General features: G+C 45.2%; 14 protein-coding genes. 10 read left to right on the top strand and 4 right to left on the bottom strand.

What is annotated here, in order from left to right; genetic code table 11:
• The first annotated feature begins 20 nt into the window (after positions 1 to 20).
• From ECHVI_RS03725 to ECHVI_RS03715, 3 genes are all read left to right on the top strand, one after another.
• Positions 21 to 1,637: an LVIVD repeat-containing protein gene (locus tag ECHVI_RS03725; RefSeq protein ID WP_015264610.1), complete on the top strand. Its 1,617-nt coding sequence runs from the start codon at positions 21 to 23 to the stop codon at positions 1,635 to 1,637.
• A gap of 865 nt (positions 1,638 to 2,502) precedes the next feature.
• Positions 2,503 to 5,322: a carbamoyl-phosphate synthase large subunit gene (gene carB, locus ECHVI_RS03720; protein WP_015264609.1), complete on the top strand. Its 2,820-nt coding sequence runs from the start codon at positions 2,503 to 2,505 to the stop codon at positions 5,320 to 5,322.
• A gap of 23 nt (positions 5,323 to 5,345) precedes the next feature.
• On the top strand, positions 5,346 to 5,600 hold the full coding sequence (locus ECHVI_RS03715) for a DUF4834 family protein (protein WP_015264608.1): 255 nt from the start codon (positions 5,346 to 5,348) through the stop codon (positions 5,598 to 5,600).
• 390 nt (positions 5,601 to 5,990) lie between these two features.
• Here ECHVI_RS03715 and ECHVI_RS03710 read toward each other — a convergent pair whose 3' ends face one another.
• Both ECHVI_RS03710 and ECHVI_RS03705 read right to left on the bottom strand, forming a co-directional pair.
• Positions 5,991 to 6,785: a zinc metalloprotease gene (locus tag ECHVI_RS03710; protein WP_015264607.1), complete on the bottom strand. Its 795-nt coding sequence runs from the start codon at positions 6,783 to 6,785 to the stop codon at positions 5,991 to 5,993.
• A gap of 84 nt (positions 6,786 to 6,869) precedes the next feature.
• Positions 6,870 to 8,504 carry a carbon starvation CstA family protein gene (locus ECHVI_RS03705; protein ID WP_015264606.1) on the bottom strand — a complete coding sequence of 545 codons (1,635 nt, stop codon included), beginning with the start codon at positions 8,502 to 8,504 and terminating at the stop codon, positions 6,870 to 6,872.
• A 225-nt stretch (positions 8,505 to 8,729) separates the two neighbouring features.
• Between ECHVI_RS03705 and ECHVI_RS03700 the strand changes: the two genes are divergently transcribed.
• From ECHVI_RS03700 to murQ, 7 genes are all read left to right on the top strand, one after another.
• Positions 8,730 to 9,779, top strand: coding sequence for a mechanosensitive ion channel family protein (locus ECHVI_RS03700; protein WP_015264605.1), 1,050 nt, complete (start codon positions 8,730 to 8,732; stop codon positions 9,777 to 9,779).
• Positions 9,780 to 9,883: 104 nt separating this feature from the next.
• Positions 9,884 to 10,726 carry an acetyl-CoA carboxylase, carboxyltransferase subunit beta gene (gene accD / locus ECHVI_RS03695; RefSeq protein ID WP_015264604.1) on the top strand — a complete coding sequence of 281 codons (843 nt, stop codon included), beginning with the start codon at positions 9,884 to 9,886 and terminating at the stop codon, positions 10,724 to 10,726.
• Between the two features lie 128 nt (positions 10,727 to 10,854).
• On the top strand, positions 10,855 to 12,159 hold the full coding sequence (gene nqrF, locus ECHVI_RS03690; protein ID WP_015264603.1) for an NADH:ubiquinone reductase (Na(+)-transporting) subunit F: 1,305 nt from the start codon (positions 10,855 to 10,857) through the stop codon (positions 12,157 to 12,159).
• A gap of 152 nt (positions 12,160 to 12,311) precedes the next feature.
• A complete protein-coding gene (locus ECHVI_RS03685; RefSeq protein WP_015264602.1) occupies positions 12,312 to 13,463 on the top strand; it encodes a formimidoylglutamase in 1,152 nt (383 codons plus the stop codon).
• A gap of 3 nt (positions 13,464 to 13,466) precedes the next feature.
• On the top strand, positions 13,467 to 13,700 hold the full coding sequence (locus ECHVI_RS03680; protein WP_015264601.1) for a cytochrome b5 domain-containing protein: 234 nt from the start codon (positions 13,467 to 13,469) through the stop codon (positions 13,698 to 13,700).
• Positions 13,697 to 14,539, top strand: coding sequence for a hypothetical protein (locus ECHVI_RS03675; protein ID WP_015264600.1), 843 nt, complete (start codon positions 13,697 to 13,699; stop codon positions 14,537 to 14,539). The genes ECHVI_RS03680 and ECHVI_RS03675 overlap by 4 nt, the downstream gene beginning before the upstream one ends.
• Positions 14,536 to 15,342 carry an N-acetylmuramic acid 6-phosphate etherase gene (gene murQ, locus ECHVI_RS03670; RefSeq protein WP_015264599.1) on the top strand — a complete coding sequence of 269 codons (807 nt, stop codon included), beginning with the start codon at positions 14,536 to 14,538 and terminating at the stop codon, positions 15,340 to 15,342. Before ECHVI_RS03675 ends, murQ begins: the two co-directional genes overlap by 4 nt.
• A gap of 171 nt (positions 15,343 to 15,513) precedes the next feature.
• Here murQ and ECHVI_RS03660 read toward each other — a convergent pair whose 3' ends face one another.
• Positions 15,514 to 15,984 (bottom strand): outer membrane beta-barrel protein, encoded by a 471-nt coding sequence (locus ECHVI_RS03660; protein WP_015264597.1) that lies wholly within the window; start codon positions 15,982 to 15,984, stop codon positions 15,514 to 15,516.
• A gap of 154 nt (positions 15,985 to 16,138) precedes the next feature.
• Positions 16,139 to 17,197: a dual-specificity RNA methyltransferase RlmN gene (rlmN, locus tag ECHVI_RS03655; protein WP_015264596.1), complete on the bottom strand. Its 1,059-nt coding sequence runs from the start codon at positions 17,195 to 17,197 to the stop codon at positions 16,139 to 16,141.
• Positions 17,198 to 17,837: the final 640 nt, after the last annotated feature.

Genomic DNA, 17,837 nt, shown 5'->3' with positions numbered 1-17,837 from the left:
CACAGAAAAAAGCTATTAATATGAAGAATAGATTACTTATAATGGTCTTGGTGGCCGTTGTAGTGTTTTCTTCCTGTAACAGGGAAGACGGCGTCCCGGGGACTGGAAATGATGCGATTCTCTTGAACAGTGATGCTGAGTCCTTAAGTAAGCGATTTAGCAAAGATAAAACCGGAGTGGTGGGCATTACGTCCGAAACGGCTGCAAATGCACGGATCAATGCCGAGGAAATACCAGCAGGTTCATTGCCGTTGGAGTTGATTGCCCAAGTAGCAGCTCCTACGCATGATGGAAACGTGCTGCAGGCTACCCACGTGGATATCGACGGAAACTATGCCTATGTCACGTACAATACCAAAGGGCCTAAGTACTTGGGAGCTATTGATATATTTGATATCAGTGATGTTCATAACCCGGTGATTAAGAGCCAAGCCATCTTTACCGATGCAGATTTGAATGCAGTGGATTTTGTGGAAGGTAAACTATATATCGCCGCAGCGGTGGATGTGGATGCCGATTACGGCGTAGATGGTCCAGCCAACTTGATCATGGTAAATACCGCAAATGGTAACTTTACTTCTGATTTTACCTTTTCTTCCGTGGAAGGCTATGTAAGTACCGATGTGGCGCACACCGATGGCCATGTGGTCATGGTCAGTGGTACCGAAGGAGCGGTTTCGCTGTTTGATAAAGCCAACGCCACCATGGTGGGCCAAGCGGCATTTCCTGACTTGCGATCTGTCACTTATGGAGGAGGAAAGCTGTTTGTCCTGGATGGTGAAGAAGGGGTGAATTCCCTTGATCCGGTATCTATGACCAAAGGCTTCACCATTTCATTGGGCGAAGATTATTCTGGAGCAAAACGAACGATGGATGTGCATGGGGAGACCCTTGTAGTATCGGAAGGTGCCAATGGAGCAGGGATCTATGACCTGTCCAATGGAGCCGAGCAAATCAAAATCCAAATTCCAGTGGTCTCAGGAGGATTGGTAGAAGAAGAAATCGTGACCAATGCTGTGACCACTAACGAAAAACACTTGTTTATGGCCAATGGGTCGGCGGGTGTTAGTGCGGTAGCGCTTGGCGAGGCAGTAGAAACCCTTGGGGTGTTGGACCTGTTCGGGTCATCAAACTACGTGAGGGCGAATGACGATTACCTGTTTGTAGCTTCCGGCTTGGAAGGGCTTCAGATCCTAAAGATCAACCTGGCTGATGACATCGTGGATGACGTCTGTACTGATTTGCCAGCATATAAAGGCAGCACCTGGATGAATATCAATTCCGGTGAGCCTCAGGGATACTCAGGATCGGTGGTGGCCGATGGATTGAATGTCAATGACGACTTTACCTTCTGCGGATCATTGTCCGTAAAAGGCTGGGCGAATATAAACTCTGGGGGGACTTTTAATATGCGAGGTTCCATGGTCGTGGGTCAGTACGGTCAAGATACTGGACTTCAGATCAACAGCACCATGAAAATAGAAGGAAGTCTGGTGATCTATGGTAACCTGACCATCAACAGTGGGGGCACCCTTGAGTTCTTGGGGGATGATTCTTCCTTGACCGTGTATGGCAATGTATGGAACAACGGCACCGTAACCGGAGAATTTGACGATACAGAAAATAAATTGAACTAATCCTTACCTCTACTGGTAACCCTGAACGGCTGCTTCTAACGAAAAGCAGCCGTTTTTGCGTTTATAGGGTAACTGTACGTTAAAGAATGTTTTTCCGAAATGGATTTTGATAAGTTTTCCAGGAGAAAATCGTTTATACTGTTGTGATGATGGATCAAGCATTTTTATCTATCCGTGGTTTTACCATTTATCAAACTGCTAGTCCCTAACTTTTCCGATTGATCCACCGTTGGTTTCTGTTTGGCCACAGATATACAGGAATAAACACCGATAGGATGCTTCAACCAATGCAAATCTGTGTTCATCCCTTTTAGCCGTGGCTTGCCATGAAGTTAAATTTTACCAATGACTTGCCTTTGGCCATGAAGAGGTTTCCCCGATAAGGCTTGAGGAGTGATAAGTTTCTTTGTTTATCGCCACCAAGGCACTAAGCAATTATATGTTCCTTTTAATGCAGGACCAACATGCACTTGGTGTCTTTGGGACGTTGTAGGAATTCTATTTATCCGTGATGATGTTTTTTTGGACTATCGTTGCGGATTTTTATGCTCCACATTTAGGCTTGGATGCCTCGCCCATTCCGGCCAAGGCAGCAGAAATCTTTGCCGCATACGCATGGGGATGATCATGGCATCATTACCTTACGGGTTTGGTTAAAGTGGTCTTTTGAGCTTGTATGGTGGAATTTTAGTGGGAGAAGTAACGATTTGGCCTTGAATTGTTTTGATCGGACGTGGACAATGGATATAAAATATCCCCCGAAAGGGGAATGTTTTTTACGAGAATCCCTGCTACTTTCAATATTTTACTTAATTTTGCACCAATTTAGCCATAAGTAAAATTCTTATTCCAAACCTCTCTAAGCATGCCTAAAGACAATAGCATTAAACATGTACTGATTATTGGAAGTGGTCCGATCGTAATTGGCCAAGCCTGTGAATTTGATTATTCTGGATCACAGGCCGCGCGATCCCTCCGAGAAGAAGGGATTACCGTCACGCTGATCAACTCCAATCCGGCGACAATCATGACCGATCCGGTTACTGCAGACAATGTTTACCTGCTTCCACTGGAGAAAAAGTCTCTTGTAAAAATTTTAGAAGAGCATCCTGATATTGACTGTGTACTTCCGACCATGGGAGGTCAGACAGCGTTAAACTTGGCCATCGAGGCCGATAAAGCGGGGATCTGGGATAGGTTCAAGGTCAGGATGATCGGTGTGGATATCGATGCCATCGAAACCGCTGAAAACCGTGAGAAATTCAAAGCACTTTTGGAGGAGCTCAATGTCGGGGTTTGTATTGGTAAAACGGCCACATCTTTCCTACAAGGCAAAGAAATCGCCCAAGAAATTGGCTTTCCGTTGGTGATCAGACCATCGTATACGCTTGGTGGTACTGGTGGTGGTTTTGTGGAAAAGGAAGAGGAGTTTGAAAATGCCCTGATGAGCGGGCTGAAAGCTTCTCCGACCCACGAAGTGCTGATTGAGCAAAGTATCCTTGGATGGAAGGAATATGAGTTGGAAGTGTTAAGGGACAGTTTGGGCAATATGGTCGTGATCTGTTCTATTGAGAACTTTGATCCGATGGGTGTCCATACTGGGGATTCCATTACTGTGGCGCCTGCCATGACCCTTCCGGATACAGTTTATCAGGAGATGAGGAATCTTGCCATCAAGATGATGAATGGCATCGGCAATTTTGCAGGTGGTTGTAACGTGCAGTTTTCCGTAAGCCCAGACAATCAGACCATTATTGGTATTGAGATTAACCCACGGGTATCCCGTTCATCGGCCTTGGCATCAAAGGCCACTGGTTACCCGATCGCCAAAGTAGCCGCTAAATTGGCCATTGGCTATAACTTAGATGAGCTTAAAAACTCCATTACCGGCAGTACTTCTGCATTTTTCGAACCGGCCATTGACTATGTGATTGTTAAAATCCCTCGCTGGAATTTTGATAAGTTCAAGGGATCTGACCGTCGTCTAGGGCTTTCCATGAAAGCGGTAGGTGAAGTAATGGGCATTGGAGGGAACTTCCAGGAAGCCCTGCAAAAGGCCTGTCAGTCGCTGGAAATCAAGCGTAACGGCCTTGGCGCTGATGGGAAGGAGCTGAAGAACCAAGAACAAATCCTGTACAGCTTGGAGCACCCAAGTTGGAACAGGCTTTTCCATATCTATGATGCCTTTAAGCTGGGCATTTCCTTTAGGACCATTCACGATCTTACCAAGATCGATAAATGGTTCCTTAAGCAAATCGAGGAACTGGTTCATTTGGACATAACCCTTGACAAATACACCTTGGATACCATTCCAAAGGACTTGATGATGCTGGCCAAACACAAAGGCTATGCAGATCGGCAGATTGCCCACCTGTTGGGCTGCCTCGAAAGCGAGGTTTTCAATAAGCGAAGGGATGAAATGGGAATCAAGCGGGTTTATAAGCTGGTGGATACCTGTGCCGCTGAATTTGAAGCCCAGACCCCTTATTATTATTCTTCTTTTGGGGAAGAAAACGAATCACAGGTGTCTGATCGCAAAAAAGTGATCGTGTTGGGGTCAGGTCCTAACCGGGTAGGCCAAGGGATCGAATTTGACTATTCATGTGTTCATGGCGTCTTGGCTGCTAAGGAGTGTGGCTACGAAACCATCATGATCAACTGTAACCCAGAGACGGTTTCGACGGACTTTGACATCGCGGATAAACTTTATTTTGAGCCGGTATTCTGGGAGCATATCTACGAAATCATTTTGCATGAAAAGCCTGAAGGCGTGATCGTGCAGCTTGGTGGGCAGACGGCACTTAAGCTGGCCGAAAAGCTCGAAAAATATGGCATCAAAATCCTGGGGACCAGCTTTGAGGCCCTTGACCTTGCCGAAGATCGTGGGGAATTTTCCAGCTTGTTAAAGGAAAACGATGTCCCTTACCCTGAGTTCGGAACCATCCACAGCACCGATGAGGCGTTGGAGCTATGCAAGACCATTGGCTTCCCACTGTTGGTAAGACCTTCTTACGTTCTTGGTGGACAAGGGATGAAGATTGTCATCAATGAAAAAGAATTGGAGCAACACGTCGTGGAAGTGTTGAAGGATATTCCTGACAATGAAATTCTGCTGGATCACTTCCTTGAAGGAGCCATTGAGGCAGAGGCAGATGCCATTTGTGATGGAGAAAATGTATACATCATCGGTATCATGCAGCACATTGAGCCGGCAGGGATCCACTCTGGTGACTCTTATGCCGTATTGCCTCCTTACAATTTGGGTGACTTGGTGGTGAGGCAAATTGAAACCTTTACCGAGAAGATTGCCTTGGCGCTTAAGACCAAAGGGCTCATCAATATCCAGTTTGCGGTAAAAGATGACAAAGTGTATGTGATCGAGGCCAACCCTCGGGCTTCAAGGACGGTACCGTTCATTTGTAAGGCATACAAAGAACCTTATGTCAATTATGCCGTAAAAGTGATGTTGGGTGAAAATAAAGTAACCGACTTTGAATTTAAACCTTACAAAAAAGGTTATGCTATCAAAGAGCCGGTTTTCTCTTTCCATAAATTCCCTAACGTGAATAAAGAGTTGGGACCTGAGATGAAATCTACCGGAGAGGCAATTTACTTCATCGACGATTTGATGGATGATTACTTCTTGAAGATTTACTCAGAGAGAAACCTTTATCTTAGTCGATAATTGTCAACAAAAATTACATCGTTTTGATTAAATTTCTTTTAATAGTTCTTGGCGTTGGGTGGTTGCTTGGGCAACTGGTTCGTTATTTCCTAAGGTCTAAATTGGCACGCTTTGCCCAGCAGGTAAACCAAGCTGCCAAAGAGCAGGAGCAAGCGCAACGAAGGGCCAACGACGATGGAGACATACATGTGGACTACGTGCCAAAGTCTTATGATGAAAGAAGAAGTAAGGATATCAAAGGCGGTGAATACGTCGATTATGAAGAGGTGAAAGATTAATGTAGGATTCACCAAATTTCAATATTCAAAAAGGAGCTCATTCTGGGCTCCTTTTTTCGTTTTTATCCTTAATGCTAATGGCAAGAAATTTATTCAGGCAGAAAAGTTGGGGGCTGCCAGTTAATGGTGAATCCACGGGTAAATTAAACATGCCATAACGTCCCAAAGGCACCAAATGCGTGTTGGCTTTGGCGGCGTAACCTTGTTCTGATAACCAAATTCATCATCTACGCATTTGAAATGTGGACTGCAGGGAAAGGCATTTGTAATGTCCTCGTAAAAGTACTTCATTATTATCGCTTGATCCGGGCAATCGGATAGGGGCGTAAGGAGATACAGGCATTTCGAAAAGTTTTACATTATTGCATAGTCAACGGCAATTTTAGGGCGTTATCGACCGCCATTTGCCTTAAGGTCGTTTCGACAGTTTTCGTCCAGCGTAGGAATAGGCTGATTTAAGGTGTTAAAGATGTTGTTGGTTTCCACTGCCCAGTACATAAGGCAATCTTCATTGTCACAGTGCCCGCCATATTCATGGTCTTCGTGATCAGTGGTCATTTCTGTGCCGAGATTGACCAGTCCCAGTAGATGCCCCAGCTCATGCTCCAAAACAGTGATTTCAAGTCGGTCCTTGTCCGGTTTGCCCAAGCGGTTGGAGTTTTCTGCCATCCGCTTGCCCAACAGGACAATTGAAGTATTTCGGTGGGCAAAGCCTAAACTGGCTTCTGTTTCGGTATCTTTTTCGAAGTAGCCGTCTACGATTAGGATGTATAGGCCAAGCTCCTCTCCGGTATTATAGGCCGTTCTGTTTTCATCTTCGATGTCGCGAACGTCTTGAACACTGTATTTTTCTTTCCCTTTTGCGGGGATGGCTTTGGTGACCAGCTGAATGCCCATGGGTTTGTTTACCAAGCCTTCCAGCCAATTGATGACAGTGGAAGCCGTGGATGAACTGAGGGGATATCCCTCCATGTGGTGAATTTCCAGCTTGATACTTTTATACGTTTCGGAAGATAATATTTCATGTGCAGAAACGCCGGGTGGACGTTTTGCTGCCCTGATGCTCTGCACCCGCTCATCCACCTCATTATCCTTAAAACACGAGGTGGTGATCAGTAACATTCCGACAATCAGTAGCCATGCATGTTTTGCCTTTGAATGCTTTTTAATATTTGTAAAATGCATTTGATATATAAATTATTTCACTTAAGATAATAACAATAATTAATGAGCGCAAAATCTGATCCAAAATGCCTTGAATAGCAGGGGTTAATTTTGGGAGGCAGATAAGGGAGCATGCGAAGCCAAACTTTTCTTGGCCAGAATGATCAGTACCACAGAAAGTATGAACAAGCCACCGGCAATGGTGGTCAGGATATAGGCTTTTTCCTGAAAATTTTTCCATGCGAATATCCCCAATGACGTGAGGGTCACGGTAAACATGAAAAACATCGGTATGATGACGAACGTGGCGTTTACGTTCTTTTTGATCAGCCAAACCGCTACCGCAAGCAAGGCGAGGGCAGCAAGTAATTGATTGGCGGAGCCAAATATCGGCCATAGCGTCGTAAATCCTCCAGAGCTTATCAAGAGTATTGAAAGTATCACGACAATGCTCGTGCTGATGTATCTGTTGGAGGCAAATGTTTTTCCAACGGGGCCCTTTGCACCTTCAAAATACTCCTGAAAAGTAAAGCGTGCCAGCCGGGTACAAGTGTCAAGGGTCGTCAGTGCAAAGGCCGACACCGTGAGGGCCACAAAGCTCACCGCCAGCTCCTCAGGAATCCCTAGGCTGGCCATCATCGCTCCCAGGCCATCCGAAAACATTGTGACAGGCCCTTTGGCCGATAAGGCCATGGTATATTCTTCCCGGCTAAGAATGATCACTGCCCCTACTGAAATGATGGCAAGAAATGATTCAATGAGCATTCCTCCGAAGCCCACGATTTTGGCATCTCCTTCTTTGTCGATCTGCTTGGAGGTGGTTCCGGAAGCCACCAAGCTATGGAATCCACTGATCGCCCCACAGGCAATGGTCACAAATAGGACAGGAAATAAATAGCCAAGGTTATCAGAAGCCAGGTGAATCTGATGGTCCATTTTGATGTCTGGGTTGGCATAAAAGATGCCCAGTACGGCAAAAATGATAAGCCCATAGAGGAGAAAGCTATTAAGGTAATCCCGTGGCTGTAGCAATAAGGATACAGGTGTCACAGAAGCGATAAAGGCATAGGCCAAGAGGACGTAAAGCCACACTTTATAGTCCAGCTCAAAGGGCAGCTGCATGCCCAAATAAACGAAGTAATACATCAGTCCTACTCCGACTACCGAGGTCAGTAAAAACAGGCTTTTTCGATGGGCTACCATTTTATTGATCAAGCCGAAAACGATCGCCAATAGGATAAAGAGGATTGATGCAGATGCTACGCCAGGATTATTGATGAAGGTTTTGGCAATGATGTCCGCAAAGACAGCTATCACCAAAATGAGGGTGGAAAAGCTAAATAACATAAAAAGCTGTTTGCCGCTTTGGCCAATATTTTGTTTGATGATGGTGCCAATGGATTTACCTTCGCTGCGTAGGGAGGCCACCATACTGCCCAGATCATGTACTGCACCAAAAAAAATCCCTCCTACCAAAATCCAAATTACCGCTGGAATCCACCCAAAAGTTACGGCAATGATCGGACCCACAATAGGGCCTGCTCCCGCAATGGAGGCGAAGTGGTGCCCTAACACGACGATGGGTCTGCTTGGCTCATAATCTACTCCATCTTGGTATTTGTGGGAAGGGGTAACATGGCTGTTGCGGATATCAAATTTCTTGAAAACAAACTTCCCGTATATGAAATAAGCGGCAATGAGCGTGATCGCGGCAAGGAGTAAGAGCGGGGCGAGGGACATGTGTGACTTTGGATTTATGGTTGGTTGTCTGTATATTATGTGGTGACAGCGTTGGTTTGCGGTCTATCTTTTCGATATATCATTTAACCGACAAATGTAATTAATCTATTTTGACTTCTGAAGTTTCTGTTAGTCGAATGCGTTGATTAACAGTGTATCCAGCCGGCCTGTGAGGGTCAAACCCAGTAACCTAGCAAATTCATTTCTTACCAAAAATATTCTAAAATGGATGAAAAGCTATATTTTATCCTTCTTGGATTAGCCTTGCTTGTGGGAGCGCACTTATTGCTGTGGTTTGTTTTCAAGCCAGTGGTCAAACTCTTCTACAAGCCGAGTTCCCAGGCTGGAGAGAAAGCCATGGCTCAAATGAGCAATTCTATAAAGTGGGGGTTGTTTTTTGTGCTTTTCCCAGTGCTTGAGCCGTATATTTCACCTGAAGGGTGGGCCTATTTTAGCCAATTTAAGATTTTTCAGATCCTGTTTATCATCAACCTCACTTGGATTTTGACATCCTTGGTCAAGTTGTTGAAGTTCGCTTTTCTGGACAGCCATTCCTACGCAAAGCTGGACAATCTTCGTGAGCGTAGCCTCTACACGCAGGTGACCTTTATCCAAAAAATAATAGTGGCCATCGTTTTCATTGTGGCTTTTTCTGCAATTATGATGCATTTTGATGAGGCCAAGAAGCTTGGGCAAGGGTTGTTGACATCAGCAGGGGTGGCCGGTATCATTATTGGTTTGGCAGCCCAAAAGTCCATTGCCAATTTTTTGGCGGGTTTTCAAATTGCCTTTACCCAGCCTATCCGTATTGATGATGTGGTCGTCGTGGAAGGAGAATGGGGGAAGATTGAAGAGATTAATTTTACCTATGTGGTGGTCTGTGTTTGGGACCAGCGGAGGTTGGTACTGCCGATTAATTATTTTTTGGAGAAGCCCTTTCAGAACTGGACGCGGAATACAGCGGATATCTGGGGGACGGTATTTTTATATGTGGATCATACGATTCCCGTTTCGGACCTAAAGGCAAAACTCAAAGAAATCCTGGATAGTACTGACCTGTGGGACAGAAAGGTACAGGTGCTTCAGGTGACCGATGTGAAGGAAAGTACCGTCGAACTACGCTGTCTCATGAGTGCCAAGGACAGTCCTTCTGCATTTGATTTACGCTGTTTGGTGAGGGAGCAAATGATTACCTATATTCAGGAGAAATATCCTGATTCCTTACCAAAAGCACGGGTTTTAATGCGCCAACCGGAAGAGGTAAAAAATACTTAAATTGAGCCAAGATCAGGAGAATGCTACATTTCGTTTTATTTAATGGATATTACCTATAAATTTGTAGTCCTGAAAAGAAATTTTCAGCCTCAAAACTTCAACATATGGCTTGGTTTAAGAGAAAAGACGCAGGTATTAAGACCTCAACAAAGGAGAAAAAAGATACACCGGATGGACTCTGGTTTAAAACTCCAAAAGGAAACATCATTCACACGCGGGAGCTGAAGAGTAATGCTTATGTATGCCCGGATGATGATTATCATGTGAAAATAGGCTCTAAGGAGTATTTCGAAATATTGTTCGATGGCAATGAATTTCAAGAGCTTGATGAAAACATGATCTCAGGTGACCCCTTGGATTTTGTGGACAGCAAGCCGTACACCTCACGTATCGAGGCGACCATCAATAAGACAGGCCTGAAAGATGCGGTCCGAACGGCCGTTGGAAAGTTGGACGGTCAAGACCTTGTCGTAGCCTGTATGGATTTTGGCTTTATCGGCGGATCAATGGGCTCGGTAGTGGGTGAAAAGATCGCCAGGGCCATAGACCACTCCCTGAAAAACAATATTCCATTTTTGATGATATCAAAGTCTGGTGGAGCCAGAATGATGGAGGCCGGGTTCAGTTTGATGCAGATGGCAAAGACCTCTGCGAAGCTTGCATTATTGGCAGAAGCTAAAATTCCTTATATATCCATGCTCACAGACCCTACTACAGGGGGTGTGACAGCCTCTTATGCGATGCTGGGGGATTTTAACATTGCCGAACCTGGTGCCCTTATTGGTTTTGCAGGTCCACGGGTTATTCGTGAGACCATCGGAAAAGACCTGCCTAAAGGATTCCAGAGTGCTGAGTTTGTACTGGAACATGGGTTCTTGGATTTCATCGTAGACAGACGACAATTGAAGTCCAGATTGTCCACTTTGCTGAGATTATTGAAGAAATAATCGGGCAAGGATTATTCTCTTTAAAAATTATGCATTCAGACGGCAATTTTAGGGAATATTAAATATATTTGTGTGCCCCTTAAAAGGCACATTATATACTGAAAGAGAACTAGAAAAAGCTTTATTAAATGAGTTCAGTAATTATTACGTCAATTGTAGCATTTACTTTGATCATATTGCTACTTGTTTTTATTCTGCTGTTTGCCCAGTCTAAGCTGGTTGCATCAGGAGATGTAAACATTATCATCAATGGAGATGAGTCCAATCCGGTGGTGGCATCTGCTGGATCCACGTTGCTATCTACCTTGGGTGGTCAGAAGATTTTTCTTCCTTCTGCCTGTGGCGGTGGCGGTACCTGTGCCATGTGCAAGTGTACGGTCGAAGAAGGCGGTGGAGAAGTATTGCCTACAGAAGTAGGGCACCTCAGCAGGGCCGAGCAACAAAGTAATGTAAGACTTTCCTGTCAGGTGAAGGTGAAGCAGGATATGAGGATTCGCATCCCCGAAGAGATCTTTGGTATCAAAAAATGGGAGTGTGAAGTGTTGTCTAACTACAACGTGTCCACCTTTATCAAAGAATTCAAGGTGAAACTTCCTGAAGGAGAGACATTGGATTTTGAATCTGGTGGGTATATCCAGATCGACGTTCCTGAAATTACTGTTAACTTCAAGGATATTGACATTACACCACATCCAGAACTGGAGCACCCGGAGGATGTTTATCAGAGTGATTGGGATAAGTTCGGTTTGTGGGATTTGGTGATGAAGAATGATGAGGAGCTTTTCAGAGCTTACTCCATGGCCAATCACCCTGCAGAAGGAAACATCATCATGTTGACCATCCGTATTGCCACCCCACCATGGGATAGGGCCAATAACAAATGGATGGATGTAAATCCAGGGGTTTGTTCATCTTACGTCTTCTCTCGTAAGCCAGGTGATAAGGTGACAATTTCCGGACCATATGGTGAATTCCACATTAATCCTACCGAAAGAGAGATGATTTATATCGGTGGTGGTGCAGGTATGGCCCCATTGAGATCGCACATCTTCCACCTTTTCCATACTGAAAAGACCAATAGGAAAGTGTCTTACTGGTATGGAGGTAGGTCTAAGAAAGAATTGTTCTATGTGCCTCACTTCAGGGATATCGAGAAGGATTTTGATAACTTCCGCTTCTATATTGGACTTTCTGAACCACTTCCTGAAGACAACTGGAAAATAAAGAAGAGCTTGGAGGATAGGGAAGGAGACGGCTATGTAGGGTTCATCCACCAGGTATTATATGATAATTACCTGAAGGATCATCCAGAGCCAGACGAGGTAGAATATTACTTGTGTGGACCTCCATTGATGAACTCAGCAGTCTTAAAGCTGTTGGATGATATGGGTGTTCCCAAAGAAAATATCAGATTTGACGACTTCGGTGGTTAAGTTGAAAAGGCGCTGCATTTGCAGCGCCTTTTTTCATTCCCCCTTGACTTTTTTGATTAATTTTGGAGCGAAGTCCTCGTTTACGAGTAGGGACCGTCCCTGTTTTGTTGGACGATTGCCGTTTTTGCGCTCACCGTACTAAATTATCATTTATGGACCTTAAGTTATTCTTTGACCCGATCCCGGAATCGATTACGCAGCAGCAGTATGCGCATAATTCTTTTTTTAAGCACATCAACTATCATGGTGAACTGTTTCCGGATCTCAATGGGGTTCAGGTGGCCATCATTGGCTTGGAAGAGTCGAGAGGGGCTACTGATCCAATTTCAATCGATACAGCCGTGCAAGAAGTACGCAGGAAGCTGTTTCAGTTGAAGCGTGGCTTGTCCCATTATAAAATTGCCGATTTGGGAAACCTTCGAAATGGCGTGGACCTTAAGGAAACCTATATCCGTATCAAAACCGTAGGTGAGGAGTTGATGCAGCAGCAGATACTGCCCATTTTTATTGGGGGCACACATGATTTGGATGTAGGGCAGTACCTTTCTTATGAGGGTATGAAAAAATTGGTCAGCATGCTGACGGTGGATGCTAAAATTGACATGGATGATGAAGGGGCTCCCTTTGAAGTGCATTCGCAAGATATTATCCTGCATCAGCCGAATTTCCTGTTTAACTATACCCAGTTGGCCTATCAGAGTTTTTTGACTGACCGGGACCTAGTGAATGTCATGGAAAAATTGTATTTTGATCATGTCAGACTGGGACAGCTAAGGGATAATTTTAAGGAAGTAGAGCCACTTATCCGTAATGCTGACCTGCTGAGTTTTGACATTTGTGCCATCCAATCAGCAGATGCCCCCGGCGCCTGTGATGCCCAACCATTTGGCCTGACGGCAGAAGAGGCCTGTCAGATTGCGTGGTTTGCGGGGATGAATGAGAAGCTCAGCTCTATTGGGATTTATGGATACCAACCGTCTTATGACGACAGGCGTTTTAAGACGGCCTCCGTTATCGCGACCATGGTTTGGTATTTTATCGAAGGGTTTTATCACCGTAAGGACAGTCTGTCCTTCAAGAGTAATGATTATACCAAATATACGGTTTCGCTGGATTCCAAGCCATCGACGATTGTGTTTTACAAGAGCAAGTTGAGTGCAAAATGGTGGATGGAGGTGCCCCAGACGAGCAAGGAGAAGTTTGAGCGGGATACCATCATACCTTGCAGCTACCAAGACTATCAAACGGCCCAAAGGGGTGAAGTTCCGGACCGTTGGGTAAATGCCCAGTTAAAGCTTTTTTGAGGCATGAGAACTTATACAAGGCAGCAGCTGGCACTGCGCAATGGCCAGGATCGTCCAGAGATTTGGGTAGCTTTTGAGGGGTATATCTATGATGTTTCCAATTCCAGGCTTTGGAAAAACGGCAAGCATTACGAGCATTGGGCGGGGCAGGACTTGACGGCAGAATTGCAGGATGCACCACATACGGCAAATGTTTTTGATAAATTTGAACCTATTGGTCAATTAGAAGATAGATGATATTAATCGCAGATAGCGGATCGAGTAAAACCGACTGGCGAGGAATCGACCAAGAGGGTAATGTCAGCCAATTTAGGGGGGTGGGGTTTAATCCTTACTATCAGACCCCTGAAGAGATGGCAACAGAGCTTAATGACGAGTTCTTGCTGAACCTTAAGGAAGAGGTGGTGGCCGTCTACTATTATGGAGCAGGCTGCTCTACGCCCGAAAATAAGCAAGGAGTAGCCAAAACCTTGGGCAATTTATTCTCCAAGGCCCATATTGAGATTGAGCATGATTTGCTGGCAGCAGCAAGGGCGACTTGCGGGCATGCGCCAGGCATTTCCTGTATTCTGGGGACAGGCTCCAACAGTTGCGATTATGATGGCAAAACGATCATCGATACGCGTCCTTCACCTGGTTTTTTACTCGGTGATGAAGGGGGCGGTACGTATATCGGGAGGAAGTTTCTTCAGGATTTTATCCATGATGAAATGCCTGTTGCCCTTCGGAAGCAAGTAGAGGAGCGGTTTCAGCTTACAGCGGCGACCATTCAGGATAACGTTTACCGTAAGCCATTCCCCGGGCGGTATATGGCCAGTTTTTGTCGGTTTATTACCGAGCATGTCTCAGAGCCATATTGTTACCTGTTGTACTACAATGCTTTTCAGGACTTTTTCAAAAAGCATGTGGCTCGGTACCAAGGCTATCAGGATAAGCAAGTGAGCTTCGTAGGCTCTGTAGCCTTCTATAACAGTGATATTCTGCGCAAGGCCGCCGCCGACATGCAGATAAACGTGCATTTAATTTTGGAGAGTCCCATTGCGGGACTGACACTATACCATAAGGAAAACCCATGAAAACTACCGAGAGCAGTTCGCATTACGACAATTTGGAAAACATGAGCATAGCTGAGCTCATTTCCAATATGAACAAAGAGGACCAGACCGTTCCTGTGGCCGTAAGTAAAGCCTTACCGGCAATAGAGAAGTTAATCGAGAAGATCGTAGATCGTATGGCTCAGGGAGGTAGGTTGTTCTATATTGGTGCCGGCACAAGTGGCAGGTTGGGGATTTTGGATGCTTCCGAATGCCCGCCGACCTATGGCGTGTCGCATGATATGGTGATTGGCTTGATTGCCGGTGGAGATACAGCCATTAGGAAAGCAGTGGAGCGGGCAGAGGATGATCCTGACCAATCGTGGCAAGATTTAAAGGCCAACGGCATCCAGGAATTGGATACGGTGATTGGGATTGCGGCTTCCGGTACTACACCTTATGTCATCGGCGGGGTCAAGACGGCCCGAGAAAAAGGTCTGCTTACCGGTTGTATTACCTGTAACGAAGGATCGCCACTGGCCAAAGTGGCCGAATACCCAGTGGAAGTGGTCGTGGGACCGGAATTTGTGACCGGAAGTACGCGGATGAAATCCGGGACAGCACAAAAGTTGGTGCTCAATATGATCTCTACTTCTGTTATGATCAAACTCGGTAAAGTGAAGGGCAATAAGATGGTCAATATGCAGCTGTCCAACCAAAAATTAGTAGAACGGGGCACGCGAATGATCATGGAAGCTACGGGCCTAGCGGAAGAGCAGGCCAAAGAAAGGTTGCTGAAGTTCGGTTCGGTAAAGGATGCTTTGGATGATTGGAAACAGGAATAAAAACGAGGCTGTCTCAAAAGTCCTCGCCATTGCGATTCCGATGGATATCGGAAGAAGCAATCTCGTCATACGTGCAATGAAAGCACATCGAGATCACTTCACTCCGTTCGTGATGACGGATTATTTATTTATGAGACAGCCTCGTTTAAAGTTTATTTTAGCAGATTTATTTTACGGCAAGAAATAAACCAGTCCAAAACGGAATACCGCTTGTCCGTCATTTTGGGCCTGATATTTTAACTCCGGATTAAAGGCCAAGTTGTCGGTGAATTTTAATACTCCACCCACGCCAATATTGGCACCGGCCCTGCTTTCTTTTGCCTTTACTCCCATAAATTCTGCTGACCACCAATTGTTTGTAAAGCCGACAAGGCCATACCACTGAAGAATGTCTCTGGTAAAATAGTACCGGGCATCAATGTTCAAGGTGCTGGCATTTCCTCCTTCTGGGAAGTAAATCGTAAAGTTCGGAGCGGCTGAAATTTTATCGGTAATAAGGTATTCTCCTCCAAAGTTGAGACCAAAGAACTCCGTGTCAAATCCATAATCACCGCCAATTTGCAGTCTGATGTCGCCCTCACTTTGGGCTTGTGCGAAAGTGACTGTCATGGCAAACAGTCCTAATAATAATAGTTTTTTCATAGTTGTATAAAAGTTTAGTTTGTGACATCCAAAAACAAGGCCAAACAACACTTATAACGTAAAAATGGTCGAAAAGCCTATCTACTATTTTTCATTGACAAACGACGAAAATTCAGAAATGGTTGTGCTTTTGAACAAATAAGTGTTTAAAATATTATATTTCAGCGACTTCATTTTTGTTGGCCAGTTGACCGCATGCTGCGTCGATGTCCTGTCCCCTTGACTTTCTGACTTTGGCCACGATTCCCCTGCCCTCCAAGATCCGGACATACATGTCCACTGCTTCTTGAGAGGCTTGACGAAATTCCCCTTCGTCGATGGGGTTGTACTGGATGATGTTGACTTTGGAGGGGATGTGTTTGCAGAATTTTGCCAGCGCAAGGGCGTGTTCTTCATCATCGTTGATCCCGTCCCAGATCACATATTCATACGTAACCTTGCGTTGGGTCTTGTGGTACCAGTATTTTAAGGAATCTGCCAACTCTTCCACAGGGCTTTTGTCGTTAATGGGCATCAGGCGGCTTCTGGTGCTGTTGATGGCAGAATGGAGCGAGATGGCCAAGTTGAATTTTACTTCATCGTCTGCCATTTTTTTGATCATTTTGGGAATGCCCACAGTGGATAATGTGATCCTTCTCGCTGCCATGCCCAGTCCTTCGGGGGCGGTGATCTTGTCGATCGCACTGATCACATTGGCATAGTTTAGCAGCGGTTCACCCATGCCCATGAAAACGATATTGGTCAGGGGGCGCTGAAAATACTTTTCAGCTTCATCTTTGATGGCGACCACTTGGTCGTAAATTTCATCGGGATTAAGGTTACGCATCCTTTTTAGTCGGGCGGTGGCGCAGAAGTTGCAGTCAAGGCTGCAACCTACCTGAGAGGACACGCAGGCGGTGATTCGCTTGGAAGTGGGAATAAGCACGGATTCCACGATCTTGTCATCGTAGAGTTTGACGGCATTTTTAATGGTGCCATCAGAAGAATGCTGCATGAGGTCCACTTTGAGGTGGTTGATGGTGAAATTAGCTTTCAGCATTTCTCGGGTGGACAGGGAGATATTGGTCATGTCATCAAAGTTTTTCAATGACTTGTTCCACAGCCAATCGTACACCTGATTGGCCCTAAACTTTTTGTCCCCTTCTGCAAGGAAGAATTCCTGGAGTTCCTCCAAGCTTAATTTCCTAATGTCCTTTTTCTCACCCATTTTCATAATGCAAAGGTAGGGAATTTATATGATTGTAAAACAGTTGAGATGTGTCAAGTCAGGGCAAACATGTTTAGTTTTTTGAAGGGGAACAATTTTCGTGTAGGCATAGCTATCATCCATGCCACTGGCACTCCTTCGGGAGGTTGAGGAGAGCTTGAGCTCCTGCGGATGAATCCGCAGGTTACTAAATATATCGTGCCGCTGGTACTTAGCCGCAGTTTGTACATTAGGAATAGCAGCAGCCTGTCCCGTCAAATACTGAAAGAGCAAGGGCATCAATTGGTCTAAAGGACGAATAATCCACCGCACCTATCTGCCCAAGTGGGGAGAATAATTTAAGAATTTTATATGTATCCGTAACGCAATATTTAGCCGCGGAGAAAGGAAGTATTCGCTTTGAGTCCATTATTCGGCCTTTGGAGCATTCGGTTTTGGGACAGTTGATGGGGGCTTTAAGAAAATGAGTTAGCTCGCGCAGTGGACAAGCGAGATCCACTCGTTTTTAGCCCATAGCAACTGGCACAAAATCAAATTAAGGCAACCGAATTCGTACTCGCAAATCCAACCACTTAATTTGAAGAATGCTCCTTGGCCTAGATTTTTTTCCTACTTTTTCATCAATAGCCTGCCCTGAAAGCTTTCG

The organism is Echinicola vietnamensis DSM 17526 (assembly GCF_000325705.1).
GTDB lineage: Bacteria > Bacteroidota > Bacteroidia > Cytophagales > Cyclobacteriaceae > Echinicola > Echinicola vietnamensis.
This window is presented reverse-complemented; position numbering and strand designations above follow the sequence as displayed.

Excerpts from the sequence above, each read along its gene's own strand:
- ECHVI_RS03675 (WP_015264600.1), top strand. The coding sequence starts at position 13,697 with ATGATATTAATCGCAGATAGCGGATCGAGTAAAACCGACTGGCGAGGA.
- carB (WP_015264609.1), top strand. The coding sequence starts at position 2,503 with ATGCCTAAAGACAATAGCATTAAACATGTACTGATTATTGGAAGTGGT.
- ECHVI_RS03725 (WP_015264610.1), top strand. The coding sequence starts at position 21 with ATGAAGAATAGATTACTTATAATGGTCTTGGTGGCCGTTGTAGTGTTT.
- nqrF (WP_015264603.1), top strand. The coding sequence starts at position 10,855 with ATGAGTTCAGTAATTATTACGTCAATTGTAGCATTTACTTTGATCATA.
- ECHVI_RS03660 (WP_015264597.1), bottom strand. The coding sequence starts at position 15,984 with ATGAAAAAACTATTATTATTAGGACTGTTTGCCATGACAGTCACTTTC.
- ECHVI_RS03700 (WP_015264605.1), top strand. The coding sequence starts at position 8,730 with ATGGATGAAAAGCTATATTTTATCCTTCTTGGATTAGCCTTGCTTGTG.
- ECHVI_RS03710 (WP_015264607.1), bottom strand. The coding sequence starts at position 6,785 with ATGCATTTTACAAATATTAAAAAGCATTCAAAGGCAAAACATGCATGG.
- accD (WP_015264604.1), top strand. The coding sequence starts at position 9,884 with ATGGCTTGGTTTAAGAGAAAAGACGCAGGTATTAAGACCTCAACAAAG.
- ECHVI_RS03685 (WP_015264602.1), top strand. The coding sequence starts at position 12,312 with ATGGACCTTAAGTTATTCTTTGACCCGATCCCGGAATCGATTACGCAG.
- rlmN (WP_015264596.1), bottom strand. The coding sequence starts at position 17,197 with ATGAAAATGGGTGAGAAAAAGGACATTAGGAAATTAAGCTTGGAGGAA.
- murQ (WP_015264599.1), top strand. The coding sequence starts at position 14,536 with ATGAAAACTACCGAGAGCAGTTCGCATTACGACAATTTGGAAAACATG.
- ECHVI_RS03705 (WP_015264606.1), bottom strand. The coding sequence starts at position 8,504 with ATGTCCCTCGCCCCGCTCTTACTCCTTGCCGCGATCACGCTCATTGCC.
- ECHVI_RS03680 (WP_015264601.1), top strand. The coding sequence starts at position 13,467 with ATGAGAACTTATACAAGGCAGCAGCTGGCACTGCGCAATGGCCAGGAT.